17 protein-coding genes and 1 pseudogene are annotated in these 19,784 nt (G+C 57.8%); 3 read left to right on the top strand and 15 right to left on the bottom strand.

The window, feature by feature from the left end:
- Positions 1 to 14: 14 nt before the first annotated feature.
- The 11 genes from SOP95_RS16965 to SOP95_RS17015 form a co-directional block, all read right to left on the bottom strand.
- The gene (locus SOP95_RS16965) at positions 15 to 782 is read right to left on the bottom strand and encodes an SDR family oxidoreductase (RefSeq protein WP_323607710.1); all 768 of its coding nucleotides are present in this window, start codon (positions 780 to 782) and stop codon (positions 15 to 17) included.
- A complete protein-coding gene (locus tag SOP95_RS16970) occupies positions 779 to 1,555 on the bottom strand; it encodes an ABC transporter permease (RefSeq protein ID WP_274076428.1) in 777 nt (258 codons plus the stop codon). Before SOP95_RS16970 ends, SOP95_RS16965 begins: the two co-directional genes overlap by 4 nt.
- Positions 1,556 to 1,583: 28 nt before the next feature.
- Positions 1,584 to 2,585, bottom strand: a complete 1,002-nt coding sequence (locus SOP95_RS16975) for an ABC transporter substrate-binding protein (protein ID WP_274076429.1) — start codon at positions 2,583 to 2,585, stop codon at positions 1,584 to 1,586.
- Positions 2,586 to 2,621: 36 nt separating this feature from the next.
- The gene (locus SOP95_RS16980) at positions 2,622 to 3,458 is read right to left on the bottom strand and encodes an ABC transporter ATP-binding protein (RefSeq protein ID WP_323607739.1); all 837 of its coding nucleotides are present in this window, start codon (positions 3,456 to 3,458) and stop codon (positions 2,622 to 2,624) included.
- Positions 3,459 to 3,818: 360 nt separating this feature from the next.
- On the bottom strand, positions 3,819 to 5,975 hold the full coding sequence (locus SOP95_RS16985; RefSeq protein ID WP_323607711.1) for an amylo-alpha-1,6-glucosidase: 2,157 nt from the start codon (positions 5,973 to 5,975) through the stop codon (positions 3,819 to 3,821).
- 27 nt (positions 5,976 to 6,002) lie between these two features.
- Complete coding sequence (locus tag SOP95_RS16990) at positions 6,003 to 7,031, bottom strand: glycosyltransferase family 4 protein (protein ID WP_274076431.1); 1,029 nt, start codon at positions 7,029 to 7,031, stop codon at positions 6,003 to 6,005.
- Between the two features lie 117 nt (positions 7,032 to 7,148).
- Positions 7,149 to 7,520, bottom strand: coding sequence for a hypothetical protein (locus SOP95_RS16995; RefSeq protein WP_274076432.1), 372 nt, complete (start codon positions 7,518 to 7,520; stop codon positions 7,149 to 7,151).
- 232 nt (positions 7,521 to 7,752) lie between these two features.
- Positions 7,753 to 8,775: a transketolase family protein gene (locus tag SOP95_RS17000; protein WP_274076433.1), complete on the bottom strand. Its 1,023-nt coding sequence runs from the start codon at positions 8,773 to 8,775 to the stop codon at positions 7,753 to 7,755.
- On the bottom strand, positions 8,772 to 9,620 hold the full coding sequence (locus tag SOP95_RS17005) for a transketolase (RefSeq protein WP_323607712.1): 849 nt from the start codon (positions 9,618 to 9,620) through the stop codon (positions 8,772 to 8,774). Before SOP95_RS17005 ends, SOP95_RS17000 begins: the two co-directional genes overlap by 4 nt.
- A 17-nt stretch (positions 9,621 to 9,637) precedes the next feature.
- The gene (locus SOP95_RS17010) at positions 9,638 to 10,936 is read right to left on the bottom strand and encodes an MFS transporter (protein WP_274076435.1); all 1,299 of its coding nucleotides are present in this window, start codon (positions 10,934 to 10,936) and stop codon (positions 9,638 to 9,640) included.
- Between the two features lie 98 nt (positions 10,937 to 11,034).
- A complete protein-coding gene (locus SOP95_RS17015) occupies positions 11,035 to 11,784 on the bottom strand; it encodes an SDR family NAD(P)-dependent oxidoreductase (RefSeq protein ID WP_323607713.1) in 750 nt (249 codons plus the stop codon).
- A gap of 198 nt (positions 11,785 to 11,982) precedes the next feature.
- Between SOP95_RS17015 and SOP95_RS17020 the strand changes: the two genes are divergently transcribed.
- Entirely contained in the window at positions 11,983 to 12,897 is a 915-nt protein-coding gene (locus SOP95_RS17020) for a LysR substrate-binding domain-containing protein (protein ID WP_323607714.1), read from the top strand.
- Positions 12,898 to 13,082: 185 nt separating this feature from the next.
- Here the strand turns inward: SOP95_RS17020 and SOP95_RS17025 are convergent, their stop codons facing one another.
- Positions 13,083 to 13,631, bottom strand: coding sequence for a cytochrome b (locus tag SOP95_RS17025; RefSeq protein ID WP_274076438.1), 549 nt, complete (start codon positions 13,629 to 13,631; stop codon positions 13,083 to 13,085).
- Positions 13,632 to 13,846: 215 nt separating this feature from the next.
- Positions 13,847 to 14,926 carry an SDR family oxidoreductase gene (locus SOP95_RS17030; protein WP_323607715.1) on the bottom strand — a complete coding sequence of 360 codons (1,080 nt, stop codon included), beginning with the start codon at positions 14,924 to 14,926 and terminating at the stop codon, positions 13,847 to 13,849.
- A gap of 74 nt (positions 14,927 to 15,000) precedes the next feature.
- On the opposite strand from SOP95_RS17030, the gene SOP95_RS17035 reads away from it, so the two are divergent.
- Positions 15,001 to 15,390, top strand: coding sequence for a MerR family transcriptional regulator (locus SOP95_RS17035; protein ID WP_323607716.1), 390 nt, complete (start codon positions 15,001 to 15,003; stop codon positions 15,388 to 15,390).
- 380 nt (positions 15,391 to 15,770) lie between these two features.
- Here the strand turns inward: SOP95_RS17035 and SOP95_RS17040 are convergent, their stop codons facing one another.
- The gene (locus tag SOP95_RS17040; RefSeq protein WP_274076441.1) at positions 15,771 to 16,652 is read right to left on the bottom strand and encodes a LysR family transcriptional regulator; all 882 of its coding nucleotides are present in this window, start codon (positions 16,650 to 16,652) and stop codon (positions 15,771 to 15,773) included.
- Between the two features lie 109 nt (positions 16,653 to 16,761).
- Between SOP95_RS17040 and SOP95_RS17045 the strand changes: the two genes are divergently transcribed.
- Positions 16,762 to 17,763: a zinc-dependent alcohol dehydrogenase family protein gene (locus tag SOP95_RS17045; RefSeq protein WP_323607717.1), complete on the top strand. Its 1,002-nt coding sequence runs from the start codon at positions 16,762 to 16,764 to the stop codon at positions 17,761 to 17,763.
- A 202-nt stretch (positions 17,764 to 17,965) separates the two neighbouring features.
- Here SOP95_RS17045 and SOP95_RS17050 read toward each other — a convergent pair.
- Positions 17,966 to 19,395, bottom strand: a pseudogene (locus tag SOP95_RS17050) (IS1182 family transposase).
- Positions 19,396 to 19,784 lie beyond the last annotated feature (389 nt).

Here is a 19,784-nt window from a genome sequence, read left to right on the forward strand (position 1 = left end):
GTCTCCAGATCAAGTCAAGGCATGACGAACCCGCCGTTGACCGGCAGGGTTTGTCCAGTGATGAAGCGGGCGAGGTCGGACAGCGCGAACAGCACGGCGCCGCTGACGTCCTCGGGAAGTTGTGGGCGTTGAATCGCCCGTTGATCGTTGTACAAACGGTGGCGCGCCTCGGGCACATAGGCCGTGGCTTCGACCAGCACCAGGCCGGGCGCGATGGCGTTGACCGTGATGTTGTCGGTCCCCAGTTCACGGGCCAGGCTGCGGGTCATGGCGATGATTGCGCCCTTGCTCGCGACATACGCCAGCAGGTTCGGCGCGCCCCACAGCGGGGTGTCGGACGCCAGGTTGACGATGGCGCCCTGGCCGCTGGCGCGCAGGGCCGGCAGGCACGCCTTGGTCATCAACCAGGTACCGCGCACGTTGACTTGCATCACCTGGTCCCAGGTGTCCAGGGTCAGCTCTTCGCAGGTCTTGCCACCGGAATTGGTGATCGAGGCGTTGTTCACCAGTCCGTCCAACCCTCCGAGCAAACGGGTAGTTTCGGCGATGCAGGCATCGATCGAATCCGGCTGCGCCAGGTCGACCGTGACGCCATGCACGTCCAGGCCTTCGGCGACCAGTTCGGCGGCCGATTGCTGCACGCGTTCGGCGAGGATGTCGGCGATCACCACCTGGGCACCGGCGCGGCCGATGGCCTGGGCAAAGGCGTAACCCAGTCCGCGGGCGCCACCGGTGACCAGCACGCGGCGGCCTTCGAGCAAGCGATTGAGGGTGGTCATCATTGGGTACTCAACATGGCTTTGGGCATGTAGTGCAGGACGCGTTTTTCGCTCCAGACCACCGCGCCGTAGGCGAGCACACCGATCAGCGTGAGCATGACGATGGCGACGAACACGCCTGCGGTATTGCCCTGGCCTTCGGCATCGACCAGCAGGAAGCCCAGGCCCTGGTTACCGCCGACCAGTTCACCGACGGTGACGCCGATGACGGCCAGGGTCGAAGCAATGCGCAGGCCGGAGAACAGCGCGGCCATGGCCGAGGGGAACTCCACCAGGCGGAAGATCTGCCAGCGGCTGGCGTTCATGGTCCGCACCAGGTTGATCATGTCCGGGTCCACGGTGCGGATGGCCGACAGCACGTTGATCATCACCGGGAAGAACACGATCAGGATGGCGATCAAAATCTTCGGGTAGATGGTGTAGCCCAGCCACATGACGAACAACGGGGCGAAGGCGACTTTCGGGGCGATCTGCAGCGCCAGGATGTACGGCGACAACATGGCCTCGGCGGCGGGCGAGAGGCCCAGCGACACGCCGATCACCACGCCGAGCAGGGCACCCAGGCCAAAGCCGACGATGATTTCGAAGGCGGTGATCAGGGTGTGTTGCCAAAGGCCGCCGCTGTGCCACATCACCAGGCCTTCCTGGGCCACGCGGCTCAGCTGCGGCATGACGAATTCGGGCATGCCGAGCAATCCCGGGCCCCACTGCCAGAGCACCAGGAACAGGATCAGCAGGGCGACGCTGCCGAGCATGGAATTACTGAGGTTTTTCATCGTGTCGTTACCTTGTTGTCACTGGCCGTCATTGCGCGGCTGTTTGGGTGTCGATGAACTGGTTGGTGTACAGGTCGTCGAGCTTGGGCTCCTGGGTGACGATGCCTTCGCTGACATAGAACTGGCGGACCGCTTCGAGTCGCGCCGGATCGATTCGACCCAATACGGTCTGGTTGGCGTAGACATGCTCGACGTAGAGCTTGAAGATCTTCTCCAGCGAGTCTTCCTTGCCGGCATAGGCGGGTACTGCCTTGGCAAAGGTCACGGCGGCAGCCCGTGGGTCGGCAATGATGTCGCGCATGCCCTGCAGGGTTGCCTGGACCGCGCCGCGAACGATATCGGGGTGATTCTTGATCGCGTCGTCGGAGGCGAGGATCGACTGGGCCATGCTTTCGAAAATCTGCGACTGCGGTATCAGCTTGATCTTCAACCCGGCTTCTTCGGCGTTGACCACCCAGTCCGGCACACCGGCCATCGCCTCGGCTTTGTTGGCCGAGAACAATTGCCAGACACCGGCCGGGCCGGCGGCCTGGATGTTCACATCGTTCTTGCTCAGGCCAGCTTTGCGCAGGGAGGCGAGCAGGGCGTAGTAGGTGGTGTCCGAGTAGGACATCACCGTCATGGTCTTGCCCTTGAGGTCGCTGATGGAGTTGATGTTTTGCTCGGCATTGGTGGCGATCATGGTCACGCCGCCGGCACCCAGCACCGCGACCGCGCGCACCGGAATCCCGTTGGCCCGCACCACGATCGGGGTATCACCCAGGGCACCGCCGAGCATGGCGTTACCGGCGCCGATCTGTTTTGCCACGTCCACGCCACCCTTGGCGGCGATGAACTTCATGTTCAGGTTCTGGGCGGCGTAGTAACCCTTCTGCTGCGCGATGATCCACGGAGCGAAAGCCGGCAGGTTCGGTGGCGCCGGCAACAGGTAAGTCACGTCGGTCGACTGCGCCTGGGCGGCGAAGGCCATGCCCAGGCCGAGCGTGATGGCGGTGACCTGGCTGAAGCGTTGAAACAGAGACTTGAACATGCGTACTCCTAATCGGTTGCGTGCCTGCAGGCGTGATCAATGCAGTTCGGTGTGTTCGCTGACTTGCAGCAACTCCATCAGGCGACCCACCAGCGGGCCGATCTCCGGCAGCTTGCGGCGCTCCAGCGGGTTGTCGCGAAACGGCAGGTCGATGGTGATTTCTTCGATGATGGTGCCGGGGCGGGCGCTCATGACCAGCAGCCGGTCAGACATGGCGATGCCTTCGATCAGGTCATGGGTAATGAACAGCGCGGTTTTCTTTTCATCGAACAGCATCCGCGCCATGTCCTGTTGCAGGATCATCTTGGTCTGCGCATCCAGCGCCGAGAACGGCTCGTCGAGGAACAGCACCTGCGGGTCGACGGCCAGGGTGCGGGCCAGGGCAGCGCGCTGGCGCATGCCGCCCGACAGCTGGAACGGGTAGTGGTCGGCAAAGCCTTGCAGGTGGCAACGATCGAGCAGATCTTCAGCCACGGCCTGACGCCTGGCGGCCCCCACACCTTGGATTTCCAGGCCCAGTTCGACGTTGCGGCGAATGCTGCGCCACGGCATCAACAGGTCTTTTTGCAGCATGAAGGCGACCTGGCGGACCGGGCCGGTGACCGCTTCACCGCCGACGAACACTTCGCCTTCGGAAGGGCGGTAGAGGCCGGAACCCATATTGAGGATGGTGCTCTTGCCGCAACCGGAAGGGCCGATGATCGACACCACTTCACCACGGCGGATCTTGAAATTGACCCCGCGAATGGCGAACGGCGCTTCAGGTTTTCCCTTGGCCGGGAAACATTTGCCGACATTGCGGAATTCAATCTCGGTGGGCTCCAGATCTTCCTTGGGAGCGGGTTTGTTCCATTGCGGGGCGACGGCGTACATCTCTTTCACAGCCATTGGGAAGGGTCTCTGGTCTGTTTTATAGGTGATACGGCGTTTAGTGCATGAACAATGCCAGAGATTGGAAAGGTCCTTATTTTGTTTAAAAAGCGTTCTAAATTAATGAGTTAGCTATTAATTTGAAAATTATCGACGTTTCATATATGAAACGTGGTTTCTTGTATGGCACGAAATTGCACATCGATCGTGCGAGGCTCGGGGATTTGCGAGGAGGTGGTGCTTTTTCAGGTAACGCTGAGGGTGGGTAAATGAGGAATTTGTTTTAAATGCGAAACGGACACAGGCCACTGTCGCCCTGCATCGCGCTGGGCTCTGCAAGGCGGATCGAAGTGGTGTGGCGTTTTAGAGTTTGACATCCAGGCGAATCAAATCCGGCCCTTGCTGCCGTTCGATATACGCAGCCACGCCGTCACCGATTCTCTGGAAACAAAGGTCGACGCAGTGCTCATTGAATCTCAGCTTGCGCACTTCCAGGCGATCGATGCCAATGGGAAGATGGGGGTGTCGAATGACCACACGGCGGGCTGCAGCATCAATGGTAATCCCCAGGCAGGCGTGCAGGAGCATGAACACTGAGCCAGCTGCCCAGGCCTGAGGTAAACAGGCCACCGGGTAAGCGACGGGTGTCTCACCGGGGGCGCGCTTGAATCCGCAAAACAGCTCCGGTAATCGCATGCCGAAGAAGGCAGCCGCTTCGAACATTCCGCTCAGCAATCGGACAGCGCCAGTGTGTTCGCCGTATCGACTGATACCTGCTGCACACAGGGCGACATCGTGAGGCCAGACCGATCCATTGTGATAAGACATGGGGTTGAAGCGGATGGCCCCCGTTTCCAGCGTCCTGACGCCCCAGCCATTGTAGAAGGCGTTAGTGAGAAGTTGCTGTGCAACGGCCTTGCCTCGCTCAGCCGAAGGTAAGCCGGTAAACAGCAAATGACCCACGTTTGAGGCCCTCACTTCGCAACGCTCGCCGTTTCCGTCAAGGGCGAGTGCATAAAATTGCCGATCCTTCATCCAGAAGCAGCGTTCAACCGCCTCACGTAATTTGTTTGCACAGGTTTGCCAGTGTTCCGCTGCCTGGTTATCGCCTCGGCGCCTGGCCAATGTGCTCATGCTCAAATAAGCGCGCCAAGCGTAGCCCTGCACTTCCACCAACGCGATAGGCCCTTCAGGCGAGCGACCATCCTGGTGGAAAATGGAATCGTGGCTGTCTTTCCAGCCCTGATTGGCCAAACCGGTGAGTTCCCCTCGCTGGTAAGTGATAAAACCTTCGGCATTCCTTGATGCATTGTTTTCCATCCATGACGTTGCCAGTTCAAGTGCCGGCCATAGCACCTCGATGAGCGCCAGATCTTCGGTGCGTCGTACATAGGCGCCGGCCAACATCAGGAACAAGGGCGTTGTATCGACGCCTCCGTAATAGCGAGCAAAGGGTAATTCGTTGAGTCTCGACATTTCCCCCTGCCGCGTCTCATGCATGATCTTTCCCGGTTCGGCATCACGGAATGTCGAGGTTTCGGTGGCTTGATGCGCGGCCAGGTAGGCGAGTACTCCGCGCGCCAGGGAGGGGTTAAGCCACAGGGATTGATAGGCCGTGATGATGGCGTCACGTCCGAATGGCGTGGAGTACCAGGGAACGCCGGCATACGGATAGGGGCCAGTCGGAAGGTCTGCCGTCAGTAAGGCCAGGTCGGCACGGGATTTATTGAGCCAGGCCTGGAACAAGCGGCCTGAAGCTATGATGCGCGCGCCTCGTTGTTCTTTGTTGCGCATTGCACGGCAAGCCAGAGCGGCTGCGGATCGATAGCGCTGACGCCCCGGCTGCATGATGCTTGAACCGACCTCAATATAAAGCTCATGGCTTTTATGCGGGCCTATTTCAATTTGAAAGCTGGCATTGTCGCCGTTGATGTGCGTTGGCTCGGTGCAAAAGCTGATCGCCATGCTGCGCGGCTGTTTGTCCAGGCCCTCGTAGCACACGACGACCCCTTGTCTGGATACCTGCGGCTCGGAGAGTGTGCCGCGCAAAGGCCGGCTTTGACCGCGAACCTCGAACATATCCCGGAAGTCGCCGGCGAAACGCAAATTGATCGGCAACAGACTGGGTTGATCACTGTAATTGAACAGGCTGATGCACTCGAACATGCGTTCCTCCCAAAGGAAACGCTTGCGTCCGATGTGGATAACGCCCTGTGGCGTGGTTTCTTCGCCTAACAGGGGCAGGGGATGATTGGTTAAATGAGAGATGAAGTAGACGTTGTCCTGGCTGACTGACGCGGACAGCAGGGATGGACGTTGTCCAGCGACACTCAACTGGTAGACGGAAAGGAGTCGGGTGTCGTGATGGAATAACCCTACGGCACCAGGCTCGATGTCACCGAATGCGTTGGCCACCAGGTAGGTGTTATGGTCGACCAGCACAAACAGGTTTTGAGCGCCTGGCTCATTGACGAGGGGGACTTGTTGCGGGGATTCAGGTGAACCGGATGTGATTGTCATGGGATTGGCCTGAAGGCATCGCGAGTATCAACCTGCGGTCAGTGTTCGATACAGGTCGACATACCGCTGCGCCATTACCTTGGCGGAAAAACGATTGACGAAAACGTCACGTATAGCCTGTCGATCAAGTTCAAGTACCTGACGGGTAGCGACCACAGCCTCTTGTTCGCTATTGATTATGAAGCCGGTGACGCCATGTTCAACCACTTCGGGGACGGAACCACAATTCCAGGCGATAACCGGTGTACCGCAAGCCATTGCCTCTATCATGACTAATCCGAATGGTTCGGGCCAATCAATGGGAAATAACAAGGCTCTGGCGTTTCCCAGGAAGTCGGATTTCTCATGATCTCCTATCTCTCCGATATATTCGATGCCGGGAAGTGTAAGCAAAGGACATATGCGCTGTTCGAAATATTCACGATCAGCGGCATCGACTTTGGCGGCGATCTTTAACGGCAACCCGGCAGCAAGGGCAATGTTGATTGCACGATCGGGGCGTTTTTCAGGAGATATTCTCCCCAGAAACGCCAGATAATCCCCTGAACTTCGATGCAGGCTAAAGCTGGTATGAGACAAACCGTGATAGATCGTGTCGATCCAGTTTGCATCTGGCAGTGGCGTACGCTGATGTCGGGAGATGGATACAAGAGGATAGCGATGCCATCGCGAATAGGCACCCTCAAGATCTTTCATATCCAGCCTGCCATGAAGGGTGGTCAATACCTTGTGCGCAATATCTTCAAAAAAAGGGAAGTGCAGCAAGTCAACGTGAAAATGCAAGACATCGAACTCGCCAGCTCGGTGCTGTACTTCAGAAAGCAAGCTTAAATGACAGGCAAGTTCGGATTTCAGCGGCGTTTGATCCAGTCTCAACGCTTGATCGCGACCCGTCACCAGGACGCCAGCCGTGTGTGACCCATTGGCGGCGAACAAGGTGACTTCGTGTCCCAGTTCTACCAAGGCATCTGTCAGGTGTGCGACGACCCTTTCGGTACCCCCGTACAGCGAGGGTGGGACGGACTCATATAACGGAGCAATTTGCGCTATTTTCATGATGGCCGTCCTGCGGTTGATTCATGACCTTGCGTCACCGTGAAAGTTAGACCTTTATATTGCCGGGTTAAGTTTTACGGCTACGACAAGCGGATCCCTTCATAGGCAAGTTAACGATTATTTGCTGCCATGATAGATTCCCTGATTCACGTCGACTGGAAGACAGCCAGGGTAGCGCTGGATTGTTCTCGTCCGAGCCTCATTCAAAAGCGCTGATTTTCGAGTGCTGCCATCGATGGTGTTTTGCAGCTGCGGTGAGGGAAATTGTTCCTCCAGTAAAGTGATATGTTCCAGCGCCTCTCTAAACAGGTATTTAGCTTTTTCCTGCAGCTGCAAATAAATAAGAAACATTTCGCTGTCGAAATCACTGCGGTCAAGGAGATCGAGCGCTGACCGGTTGATGGCGTTCGCTTCCTCGAACAGCTTTCGGTTCTGCTCCATCGCTACGCGGCGGCAGGCAATAATCTGGTCGGCTGAATAGTTCGACATGATGGTTTCCACCTTCAAATCATCCCTGTCATTTAGCGGATCGCCCACATCCTGAAATGGGTGTCGGTTTCGGTTCACTAAAATTCAGACCGTGCGATCGGCAGGGATTATCAAAGAGGTTCTATTTAAAAAATCGATTATTTGCAGGGGCCGATTGCTGCCTGTGGCGACGTCAACACAACATGAGCAAGCCAGGGCGTAATACCCTGGCAGATAGCAGATGTCCTCGCCGTTACAGCCAGGCTTTGATTTGCGTGCACACGGCTTGAGTGGAGATGCCATAACGATCATGCAGCGTCGGCAAAGCACCGGCATCGAGGAACGCGTCGGGCAAGGCAATCTGCCTGAAGGTGGGCGTCACCCCGTTGCGCAGCAGCACCCCGGCAACGGCTTCGCCCAGTCCCCCAATAATCGAACTGTTTTCTGCGGTGACCACCAGTCGACCTGACTTCCTTGCCTCGGCAAGAATGGTTTGCTCATCCAATGGCTTGATCGTCGGCACGTGCATCACGGCGACATCGATGCCGTCCGCTTGCAGTTCCTTGGCCGCTTCCAGTGCGCGCATGGTCATCAGGCCTGTAGAGATGATCAGCACATCGTTGCCGGTGCGCAGGGTCTTTGCCTTGCCGATCTCGAACTTGTAGCCGTACTCGTCCAGCACCAGCGGTACATTGCCGCGCAGCAAACGCATGTATACCGGCCCCTGATGCGCGGCGATGGCGGGCACGGCCTGCTCGATTTCCAGGGCATCGCAGGGGTCGACGATCATCAGGTTGGGCATGGCGCGGAAGATGGCCAGGTCGTCCGTGGCCTGGTGGCTGGGGCCGTAACCGGTGGTGAGGCCGGGCAGGCCGCAGACGATCTTGACGTTGAGGTTTTCCTCGGCAATCGCCATGCAGATGAAGTCGTAGGCGCGGCGTGAGGCGAACACAGCGTAAGTGGTGGCGAAAGGTACGAAGCCTTCGCGGGCCATACCGGCGGCCGCACTCATCAGCAGTTGCTCGGCCATGCCCATCTGATAGAACCGGTCGGGATGGGCCTTGGCGAAGATGTGCAGGTCGGTGTACCTGGACAGGTCGGCGGACAGGCCGACGATGTCCTGACGCTGATCTGCCAGCGCGGCTAATGCATGCCCGAAAGGTGCCGATCTGGTGGCCTGGCCTTCCGAGGCAATGGAGGCGATCATCGCCGAGGTGGTCAGGCGTTTCCTGGTCGGTTCGGCAGTCGAAGTCGGAGTGTTGGCTGCATTGCTCATTGGTTTTTTCCTTCTTCAAGATTGTTCAGTGCCAGATCCCATTCGTGTTCTTCCACGCGGATGAAGTGCGTCTTTTCCCGGGTTTCGAGGAAGGGCACGCCTTTGCCCATTTTGGTGTCGCAGATGATCACCCGCGGCTGAGTGCCGGAATGATTGCGCGCGTCATCGAACGCGGTGACCAGCGCCTCCAGGTCATTGCCGTCGACGCGCTGGGTGAACCAGCCAAACGCTTGCCAGCGATCGACGATGGGTTCGAAGGACAGGATTTCACTGGAGTAGCCGTCAGCTTGCTGGTTGTTGACGTCGACGATGGCGATGAGGTTGTCGAGCTTCCAGTGCGATGCCGACATCACGGCTTCCCAGGTCGAGCCTTCATTCAGTTCGCCGTCGGACAGCAAGTTGTAAACGAAGGAAGGCGAGCCTTTGCGCTTGAGGCCCAGGCAGGCACCCACCGCGATGCCCAGGCCCTGACCCAGCGAACCACCGGTGATTTCCATGCCCGGCGTGTAGGCGGCCATGCCCGACATAGGCAGGCGGCTGTCGTCTGCGCCGTAGGTTTCCAACTCATCGAGCGGGATTATTTCGGCTTCGATCAAGGCCGCGTACAGCGCAATGGCGTAGTGACCGATTGACAGGTAGAAGCGATCGCGGGCTTCCCAATCAGGGTCTTCGGGCCGATGGTTCAGGGCATGGAAGTAGGACACCGCCAGCAGGTCGGCAGCGCCGAGGGCCTGGCCGACGTAGCCTTGGCCCTGGACCTGGCCCATGCGCAACGCGTGGCGACGAATGTTGTGGGCGCGCTCCGCCAGGGTCTTGGGTGTTACGAATGAAGGATGGGCAGTCATGGTAATACTCCTGTGAATCAACGATTGACCAAGGCGGCGGGAATGCGCAGCACCAGGGTGGCACCGGCGAGCAGCACGCCAGTAATCAGATACATGCCGATGGCGCTGGAACCGGTCAGTGTGGTTATCCAGCCAATCAGGTAGGGCGAACAGAAACCGGCGAGGTTGGCGAAGCTGTTCACCGCTGCGATGCCGGCGGCAGCGGATACACCACCAAGCAGCGTGGTGGGCAGCATCCAGAACATCGAGGTGGCGGACAGGATTCCGGAAGCGGCCAGGCAAAGACTCAGGATGGAGAGCATCACATTGCCCCCCATCAGGGCTGCCAGGCTCAGGCCGACGGCCCCGGCGATCATCGGCACGATCAGGTGCCAGCGGCGTTCGCGGTGTTTGTCGCCACTGCGTCCGGCATACAGCATGGCGGCAATCGCGCAGAAGTAGGGCAGGCTGGTCAGCAGGCCGATTTTCATCGGGTCGGACACGCCTGCATTACGCACCAGGGTCGGCAACCAAAAGGTGATTGCGTACTGTCCCATCACGACACAGAAGTAGATGGCTGCCAGTAACCACAGGCGACGGTCGCGGATGAATTCGCCAACAGAGGCATGCGTGACTTTTTTCTGGTCATCCTCGGCCAGCTCGCGGCTGATCAGCGCTTTTTCGTCGTCGTTGAGCCAGCTGGCTTGATGCACGCCATCCTTCAGATAACTCAACACCAGCAGTCCAACCACCACGGTGGGCACGGCTTCGAGCACGAACATCCATTGCCATCCGGCCCAGCCGTGCATACCGGCGAAGTGAGTCATGATCCAGCCGGAGATCGGGCCACCGACCATTCCCGACAGCGGAATGGCGATGAACCACAACACGGTCATGCGCGCACGCCGGTAGGACGGGAACCAGTAGGTCAGGTACAGCAGCAGGCCCGGTGCCAGGCCGGCTTCTGCGATCCCCAGCAGAAAGCGCAACGCATAGAATTGCCAGGCGGTTTCGACGAAGGCGAACAGGGCAGAGACGATGCCCCAGGTGATCATGATGCGCGCGATCCAGACCCGCGCCCCGACCTTGTGCAGGATGATGTTGCTGGGCACTTCGCAGAGGAAGTAGCCGATGAAGAACATGCCCGCGCCCAGCCCGTAGACCGTTTCGCTGAGCGCCAGGTCATTCATCATTTGCAGTTTGGCGAAGCCGACGTTGACGCGATCGAGGTAGGCGCACAGGTAGCACAGCATCAGGAACGGCATCAGGCGCCACGCGGTTTTACGGTAGGCGTTGGAGCGCACGGTCGAAACCGCTTCGAGCGACAGGGTAGTCATTATGGTCTGATCTCTTGTTTTTATTGACCGCCAGGCGATCAAGCCCGGTTGCGTCGTCGATCCAGAACCGCACGGGCTTTGATGCCCGTCAGGTGTTGTCAGTGAATCAGCATGCCGCCGTTCACATCCAGGGTGATGCCGGTCAGGTAGGAGGATAGGTCGCTGGCCAGGAACAGCGCCGCATTGGCCACATCCTGCGCCTCGCCCAGGCGACCCAAGGGGATGCCGTCGATGATCGCGTGGCGGCGTTCGTCCTGCATCAGGCCGCCGGTGATGTCGGTGTGAATCAGGCCGGGGGCGATGGAGTTGACGCGCACCTTGTCCGGCCCCAGTTCCCGAGCCATGGCTTTAGCCAGGCCCAGCACGCCGGCCTTGGCGGCGCTGTAGTGAGGGCCACCGAAAATGCCGCCGCCACGTTGAGCGGAAACCGACGACATGCACACGATGCTGCCGCCCGCCTGCTGGCGCATCAGTGGAATCACTGCCTGGGACATGAGCAAGGTACCGCGCAGGCTGACGTCCAGCACCTTGTCGTAATCGCAAAGGCGGATGTCGAGCGTCTTGAGGGGTTGGGTGATGCCGGCGTTGTTGACCAGGATGTCGATGCGGCCGAAGTGCTCGATGATTTCTGCGACAGCCTGCTGCACCTGGGATTCGTCGGCGACGTTGGCGGCCAGGCCCAGATGGCCTTCGCCCAGGGAAGCAGCGGCATCGCGTGCGGCGGCTTCGTCCAGATCGAGGATCACGACACGAGCACCTTGTTGCGCGAAGGTGGTCGCTGTAGCGCGGCCGATGCCACGTGCGGAAGCTGCACCGGTGATGATCGCGACTTTGCCTTGAAGAAGCATGGAAGAGTACCTCTGATTGTTTTTATTGGGTCGATCCACGAAGAACCGATGACTCAGCTTGTGCTCCAGACAAACCCTGAGCAATAACGCGAATGTCACTCGATGCTGAAAAAAATTCAGCACTCGCCAACCAACTCTGCCAATGTTTGAATAGCTGGACGCCCGGCCCAAGCCACTTGCAGCGGAATAACAATAATCATGAGTTCACCTGGCGATGCACCCCCGATCCTTCCACCCCTGAAAGCCATTCAGGCCTTTGAACAGACGGCACGCTTCGGCAACGTCGCCCGCGCCGCCGAACTGCTTGACCTGACGCCCTCGGCGGTCAGTCACCAGTTGGCCAAACTCGAGGCCATGATCGGCCGGCAGCTGTTTCTCAGAACGGCCAGGGGCGTGACCTTGACCCCGGTGGGCGAGCAATACCTCACCGAGGTTTCCGGCATCCTGCACAGCCTCGCCGTGGCCACCGAACGGGCCACCAGCGATGTCAGCCTCGACTGCCTGCGACTGCACTCGTCGCCCAGTTTCGGCCTGTTGTGGCTGATGCCGAGACTGGAGCAATTTCGCCAGAGTCATCCCGATATCCAGCTCAATCTCTCGTGCTCCTACGAATCCCTGCATTTCAGCCGCGACAAGATCGATGTAGATATCCGCCACGGCATGCCCAACTGGCCCAGCTATGAAGTACGGACGATACGCAATGAAAAGATTGCCGTGCTGGCGTCCCCGAAGCTACTGGAAAAACGCCCCATCCGGGCCGTCGCGGATTTACTGGACTGCAATCTGATCCTTTCGGAGGCCACGCTGATCAAGTGGCCGCAGCTGTTTGCCCAACATGGCCTGTCACGCCCGGAAAAACCCTACACGCTCAGCTTTGACCGCTCCTACATGACGCTGGAGGCAGCCAGCCACGGGCTTGGGTTTGCCTTGGAAAGCACGCTGCTGGCGCAGGACTATCTGGCGCGTGGCGCGCTGGTCGAGGTAGCGCCGGATTTGAGTGCGTCAATCACTGCACACCATCTGGTTTTCCCGAGAGCCCATGCAAACTTCCCTAGGGTGAGAAGATTTCTGGAGTGGATGCAGAAGGAGTTGGGGCATGACTTCAATTACTGATCTCGATGTCGTGGTACACCACACCAGCATCTCGGCAGAGTGACTGCCGAGTGTCTGCTTCTGGCCGATGTATGCCTGTCGCCAACGTCAGCTCTCGCGATAGGAAGCAACCGGCCAGAACCAGTCGCATGAGAGGGGATAAAAATCTGGCCTCTATTCGCTGTGACTCTGTTCCTTGGACTCGCTTACGAATTACGACCAGGCAGCATGCTTTTCAACACCTCATCTTTTTCAACGAAGTGATGCGTGAGCGCCACGAGGGCGTGTCCTCCCACCAAGGCTCCGCATAGCCAAGCAACATAGGTATGAATCGATTTTGCCAAGTCATAAAGCGATTGGTCAGGACCGACCATAGGCGGTAACTGAAAAAGCCCGGCCACGAGGATGGGTTTATCTGCCACAGAGCTCCAATACCAGCCAGAGAGTGGTAGGCCGATCAGCGCCATTGCGTAAAGCATCAAGTGACCAAAGAAAGCCCCCCGCTTCATTAACGGGCTCATCGCCGCGGGCAATGCCGGCGCGGGGTGAGTGAGCCTCCATGCGATACGCACGACAATCAAAAACAGCAGCGTACTCGCCATCGCTTTGTGCAGGAATGTCAGCTCATGATGCGCATTGAACTCATCACGCCAGTGAGTGGCCAGAATGCCAATGAACCAGGCGCCTATCCAGAGCAACGCCATCCCCCAATGCAGCCACTTCGCGGTACTGGTGTAACTCTCTGCTTTTGCCATCCCGTTAACCCTTTCAGTTCAATCGTGGATGGATTATTGCCTCGATAACCTATCGAAAAAAAATGATAATTACTGCTTATAAAAATCGAATAGCTCGATGCATTCCACTCAGAACCCCCCGGCTGCCAAGCTTTCCCACCTTCAAAAGAGAGGGTACTTATGCTGGATAGCCGAGCAGGATGCTACTCGCCGTCCTGTCGCCACCAAGGGAGAAGTCAGAGGGCCTGGCCCTTGGCTATGAAATATGAGTTCACGAACGTTGCAGTGTGCTGCAAAGACTGACGTATATCCGGTTTGGCTATTCCATGCCTTTTGGAAAATTGCTCGACCGCCGCTGTATCAAAACGAGTGGTCTGGATAAAGTCCAGGGCTTCGGGTTTTGTATTCAAAAACCGCGCGACGGGAGGAATACTCAGAAGCAACTTCAGCAAGCGCAGTGAAATGTAATGCTTGGGAGACTTTAAGCCCAAAGGTTGGGCCACCTGCACCAGGAGTTCTCGCAAGTTGGGCGTTTGCTCATCAAGCGCCAGCAGTTCCTGGCCCACCATGGCAGGATCAAAAGCACAAACCGCCACCAGCTCAACCAGGTAATCCACGGTGACCAGTGGCAGCCAGTGCTTGGCGGTACCGGGCACTGCAGTCAGCTTTCCCTGCACAAGGTTGCGTATCAGCTCCACCAGCGGCTGACCATCAAGGATATGCCCCGTGCGGCTGTGGCCACAAACTGTCGCGGGGTGGACAACGGTAATCTCCCCGCCCTTGGCGGACATGACCTCCAGGGTCGCAAAATGCGCCTCCAGCTTGCTCCCCTCGTAACCACCGACATGTCGGTAGACCGCAGGCCAATTCGTCAGCTGCGGATATCGAGGATCAATTCCGATGCGTTGCAGATGTTCATGATTTTTCAGCATGTAGCCGCCGATCATCACTAATCGACTCTTTTGCTCAGCCGCCAACAGCGCCACGCGCTTTGCCCCATCCACATTCACCGCACGAGAATGCTCCACTGAAAGTCCCCATGCGAAGTGGGCCCCCAGGTGGAATATGACTCTGGCGTGCCTTAGCACTTCTCGGTCCGCAAGACTCAGCCCGAGGTTGTCCCGTTCCAGATCGCCAGCTACGGCAAATACCCGGGTTGCGCACCCTCCCAAATTGTCGACTTGCTCGCGCAGTGCTGCCAGTCGCTCCGGGCGACGCATCAACACCCGAACGGTGTGACCTTTGGCACTCAGGTACGCCACCAAATGTTGACCGATAAAGCCGGTCCCCCCCGTGACAAAGCACTCCACGCTCATTTCCCTGCTCCTTGTTGAAGGTGAAAAATCAAGCGTAAACTATCGACCCAACTCTATAGTCAAGCGGTGTTTTCATGAAAATCGGCGAACTCGAGGCCCGCAGCGGCGCCAGCCGCCATACGCTGCGTTACTACGAGCAAATCGGCCTGATCTCACCGCTGCGGCAAACCAACAACTATCGCGTTTACACAGTGCAAACTCTGCAGGATCTGGACTTTATCCAGCGCGCGCAAAGCATGGGGTTTTCCCTGGGGGAAATAGGCGAGATTCTGGATGCTCAGCGGAACAAGCTGATCGATTGTGCTGACGGCGCGAAGCTGATTGAAAAGAAGATGGCAGAAATCAAACAGAAAATCGCCAACCTCCAAAGCATTTATCGGTATCTGGATGAAGAGCGTGCAACCCTCGAAGCCAGTGCTGCCAGGCAACTTGAGCTTCAGCAGCTGAGCAACGCTTCCAACTGAACACTGAGGACTGGTAGGCCGAGCGAATCGGCTAAAGTTTTATCACGCAATTAGTTTGGCGGAGTATTTCTGCCCCTCTGCGCTGAGCAAATAGTCATCGCCTTGCTGGTTTATAAAGCGGTGTACGTAAAGCGCGCATAGACGACTGTTCGATACGCACATGCAAAAGAGTGTCCTCGCGCGCCTGCCCACACTACGCAGGAGTGAAATCGAGCAGTGCTTCTACATAAGTGACAACCGGTTCAATCACGCAAGACGTGATGCCCCGACGCATACGTTGCTCCGGATTTGCGGGACATACGATGTCTGCTTTGGTCTTTTTCTGATCCTGGTGACGGGCAAAAATCGACCAATAGCAGACGGTGCATGACGAGGCGGTTTTACATTAAGTGCTCGCGGAGAAAATCGATGAAGGCCATCGTCCGCGCTGAACGTCGCCGCTCACGACTGAGCACAGCGCTGACAGGCAGTGCGGTGGTCTGATAATCGTCAAGCACGGTACGAACGCTTCCCTGTTCGACGTCAGATGCGAACAGCCATTCTGGAGAAAGGGAAATACCCAAGCCGGAGAGAACCATTTCACGGATGGCCTCGCTGCTATTGCTGGTGACGTTGCCTTTGATGGCTACATCGAGCTCTTGCGCAATGTGCGTGAAATGCCAACTGTCGTAATGCTCCAGCAATGTGAAACCGATGCAGTTGTGGCCTGTCAGCTCATTGGGCTCGCGTGGCAGGCCGTGTCGATCCAGATAGGTGGGTGCGGCATAGACCCGCCGTGTGCTGGTACCCAGTGGCATTGCCACCAATCCCTCGCTCTTCACCGCACCAATCCGGATAGCCAGGTCGATGTTTTCCTTGAGCAGATCTTCGTTTTGATCGCTCAGCCGCAGGTCGATCCGGACATCTGGATGGCGCTGCAGGAAAGTCCCTATGAGCGGTGCTATGCACAACCTCCCATAGCTGACCGGTGCAGCGACTCGCAGAGGGCCGGCAATCTGCTCCTGACCGCTGGTAAAGCTGCGAGTGGCGGTTTCGAGGTGGCCGAGGATTTCCTGGCAGTGGCTGTAGAAGCGTTGCCCTTGGTCGGTCAGGGCCAGGTACCGGGTGCTGCGGGCGAACAATGGCCCGCCCAGATACTGCTCCAGAGCGCGCACCTGCTTGCTCACTGCCGGCTGCCCCATGTTCAGCTCGCGGGCAACTGCAGAAAACGACCCGCGCTCCACGACACGTACAAAGATGTGCATGCTGTCGAACAAGTCCATCGGCGATTAGACCTCGTTGTGGAATAAGTTATATGCAAATTTAGTTTCTTATCGGAATGATGAACGTGCGGCAATCTGTAAGCGTCCACTTAATCAGAGGTTCCCCATCATGAATCAGTCCATGCTCGCCGCTATCGCCGAGTCCGCTCAGGCCCCTCTGGCTGTCCGCCAAATCGATCGCCCTGTACCCGGTAAGGGGCAGGTGCTGGTCAGGGTTCACGCGGCAGGAGTCAACCCTCTCGATACCAAGATCGCCGCCGGCGCAGGGGCTCACGCCCGCCAGGCGCTGCCCGCAGTACTCGGCCTGGATCTCGCCGGCACGGTCATCGAGCTGGGCGAGGCGGTTGATGGTTTCACCCTGGGCCAGGAAGTCTTCGGTATGCCCGGCGGGATCGGTGGTGCCCAGGGTACTATGGCCGAATACATTGCCGTGGATGCCCGGCTGATCGCGTCAAAGCCGACCACTCTCGACATGCGTGAGGCGGCTGCATTGCCTTTGGTATTCATTACCGCATGGGAAGGTTTGGTAGATCGTGCCAATGTCCGTGCCGGTCAGCGTGTGCTGATTCATGGCGGCGCAGGTGGGGTCGGCCAAGTGGCTGTGCAACTGGCCAAGGCTCGCGGTGCCGACGTCTACGCCACCGGTTCGGCGGCGAGTCTGGACTTCATTCGCTCGCTGGGGGCTACGGCCATCGACTATCAGGCACAAAGCGTAGAGGACTATGTCGAGCATTATACGGCTGGTGAAGGTTTCGACATCGTCTACGACACTGTAGGCGGCAGCACGCTGGATGCGTCATTCAAGGCCGTGAAGCCTTATACCGGGCACGTGCTGAGCTGCCTGGGTTGGGGGCAACACAGCCTGGCGCCGTTGTCGTTTAAAAGTGCAACCTACTCGGGTGTATTCACCCTGGCGCCGTTGCTCACCGGCAAAGGACGCGAACACCACGGCGCTATCCTGCGCGAGGCCGCCGCGTTGGCCAATGCCGGTCAACTGACGATCCGCGTGGATCAACAGCACTTTGAGCTGCCAGAAGTCAACGAGGCGTTTCGCCAGGTCGCGGAAGGTCGCGGCAAGGGCAAGACGGTAATCCAGTTGGTGAATGAATAGTCCCAAGTGGTCTAAAAGCTCATTCAGTACAAACGGCCAGAAGCGTCCCAGAGTGTGTAAAAACGCTAGATCCCGTTTCGATCTTCAAGGCTGAGTGGCTGTCCGGCTTCGTAGCCTGATCAAGGCACGATGTCCCTTCCTGATGAGCTAAACCGCCCCAGCAACGAGCCAGATCATCGGGAGACGTAAAAACAGGCCGGTTTTAGGCCGTTAGCGCCTTCATCAAGTGATGGGTACCGATGATTTTCATGACCCGTTTCAAGTTGTAGGCGAGCACATTCAAGCTCATCTCCGCGCTCACCCCGGCCAGCTTTCGCGTCAGGAAGTGCGTTGCACCCATCCATTGTTTGAGCGTCCCGAAGGGATGCTCAACAGTCCGTTTTCGGACTCGCATCATCTCTGGTGCTTTGCTCAGCCGAAGCTGCATCTCCTCCAATACGTCCTCATGCTCCCAGCGTCGAACTCGTCGTTCCGTGCTCGGTGTGCACTGCAATTTCAACGCGCAGCCCTGGCATTTTGAACTCCAGTAACGATGCAGCTTCAAGCCTTTTTCAACGTAGGAATAGTGCCAGATCAGCGCCTCTCCAGCCGGGCAAATGTATTCGTTTTTTGCCGCGTCATAGACGAAGGCATCGTTATTGAAACGCCCGTCAGCCTTGGCTCCAGAGGTCATCGGCTTGGGCACATAGGCGGTGATGCCTGCATTGTGACAGGTCAGGATTTGTTCGCTTTTGAAGTAACCTCGATCAGCCACCACCGACAACGTATCTGACGCCATCGCCTCGCGGGCCTGCTTGGCCATCGAGTTGAGTTGATCTCGGTCGGAACCGACGTTGGTCACCTTGTGCGCAACGATCAAATGGTGCTGAGTATCGACCGCTGTCTGCACGTTGTAGCCGACGATTCCCGTGCCGCGCGTCATCATGGAGCGGGCGTCTGGATCGGTCAGTGAGACCTGTTTATCCGGCGATTCATTGAGCTGGATTTCGATCGCTTGAAGCTTCTTCATTTGAGTTTTGAGCTTGGCGATTTTCTCTTCCAGCCGCACGGCGCTGGGCTCGGAAGCTGTTGGTTCTTGCCGATCGGCAGCATCGAGTGCCGCCAGGTAACGGTTGATACTCGATTCAATTTCTTCCATTCGCCGCTTTAGTTTGGCGCTGGTGAAATTGCGGTCGCGGTTGTTGACTGCTTTGAATTTACTGCCATCGACGGCGACCAGATTTTCTCCAAACAATCCCAACTGCTGACACAGCACAACGAACTGGCGACAGACGCCTCGGATGGCCTTGCTGTTGTCTTTTCGGAAGTTGGCGATGGTCTTGAAGTCCGGCATCAAACGCCCGGTCAACCACATCAGTTCGACATTTCGCTGGGCTTCTCGCTCCAAACGTCGGCTCGACTGGATGCGGTTGAGATAGCCGTAGATGTAGATCTTTAGCAAGATCGCGGGGTGGTAAGCCGGCCGGCCAGTATCGGCTGGAATGACACCTTCAAAACCCAGATTGACCAGGTCGAGTTCGTCGACAAGACGTCGACTACGCGCACCGGATTGGTATCGCTGACGTAGTCGTCGGGGCTCTCGGGAAGTAAGGTGCCTTGGCCTCGATGTTCACCTTGGATAAAGCGCTTCATGGGCGATCCCTGCGATGAAATCCTCAGAAATCATAGCAAGTGTTCGCGAAGGCGTTTTTACACACTCTGGGCCGTTTTCTGCCCGTCTCTCAAGGCGGAAAACGACCCAGGCTGTGTGAAAACGTCCTAAATACTGTCGGGAGTTTCTTGCATTGGCGCTGGGAGGTCTCAGCGGTGCCCGGCAGCAGCGTGCCGAGAGCGGTGGAGCGGGAAGGGCAACCATCGACGGCGCTGGAGCCATCGGTGACGAATCACCTGCAGAGGCCGAAGCGGCCTGCTATCGATAGTTCGACTATTCTTCCATGGCGGCGAAACTCACCCCAAAAAGCCTGCGCAACTCCCGGGGCGATTCCTGATGAAAAGCTGCGACGTAGAAACCAATGTCCGTA

The organism is Pseudomonas sp. YuFO8, from assembly GCF_035065025.1.
GTDB lineage: Bacteria > Pseudomonadota > Gammaproteobacteria > Pseudomonadales > Pseudomonadaceae > Aquipseudomonas > Aquipseudomonas putida_AE.

Bases quoted from the DNA above. Each gene is read 5' to 3' on its own strand.
- SOP95_RS17035 (WP_323607716.1), top strand. From the start codon at position 15,001: ATGAAAATCGGCGAACTCGAGGCCCGCAGCGGCGCCAGCCGCCATACG.
- SOP95_RS16970 (WP_274076428.1), bottom strand. From the start codon at position 1,555: ATGAAAAACCTCAGTAATTCCATGCTCGGCAGCGTCGCCCTGCTGATC.
- SOP95_RS16995 (WP_274076432.1), bottom strand. From the start codon at position 7,520: ATGTCGAACTATTCAGCCGACCAGATTATTGCCTGCCGCCGCGTAGCG.
- SOP95_RS17040 (WP_274076441.1), bottom strand. From the start codon at position 16,652: ATGGACTTGTTCGACAGCATGCACATCTTTGTACGTGTCGTGGAGCGC.
- SOP95_RS17000 (WP_274076433.1), bottom strand. From the start codon at position 8,775: ATGAGCAATGCAGCCAACACTCCGACTTCGACTGCCGAACCGACCAGG.
- SOP95_RS16985 (WP_323607711.1), bottom strand. From the start codon at position 5,975: ATGACAATCACATCCGGTTCACCTGAATCCCCGCAACAAGTCCCCCTC.
- SOP95_RS17025 (WP_274076438.1), bottom strand. From the start codon at position 13,631: ATGGCAAAAGCAGAGAGTTACACCAGTACCGCGAAGTGGCTGCATTGG.
- SOP95_RS16975 (WP_274076429.1), bottom strand. From the start codon at position 2,585: ATGTTCAAGTCTCTGTTTCAACGCTTCAGCCAGGTCACCGCCATCACG.
- SOP95_RS16990 (WP_274076431.1), bottom strand. From the start codon at position 7,031: ATGAAAATAGCGCAAATTGCTCCGTTATATGAGTCCGTCCCACCCTCG.
- SOP95_RS17005 (WP_323607712.1), bottom strand. From the start codon at position 9,620: ATGACTGCCCATCCTTCATTCGTAACACCCAAGACCCTGGCGGAGCGC.
- SOP95_RS16965 (WP_323607710.1), bottom strand. From the start codon at position 782: ATGATGACCACCCTCAATCGCTTGCTCGAAGGCCGCCGCGTGCTGGTC.
- SOP95_RS17015 (WP_323607713.1), bottom strand. From the start codon at position 11,784: ATGCTTCTTCAAGGCAAAGTCGCGATCATCACCGGTGCAGCTTCCGCA.
- SOP95_RS16980 (WP_323607739.1), bottom strand. From the start codon at position 3,458: ATGTACGCCGTCGCCCCGCAATGGAACAAACCCGCTCCCAAGGAAGAT.
- SOP95_RS17045 (WP_323607717.1), top strand. From the start codon at position 16,762: ATGAATCAGTCCATGCTCGCCGCTATCGCCGAGTCCGCTCAGGCCCCT.
- SOP95_RS17020 (WP_323607714.1), top strand. From the start codon at position 11,983: ATGAGTTCACCTGGCGATGCACCCCCGATCCTTCCACCCCTGAAAGCC.
- SOP95_RS17030 (WP_323607715.1), bottom strand. From the start codon at position 14,926: ATGAGCGTGGAGTGCTTTGTCACGGGGGGGACCGGCTTTATCGGTCAA.
- SOP95_RS17010 (WP_274076435.1), bottom strand. From the start codon at position 10,936: ATGACTACCCTGTCGCTCGAAGCGGTTTCGACCGTGCGCTCCAACGCC.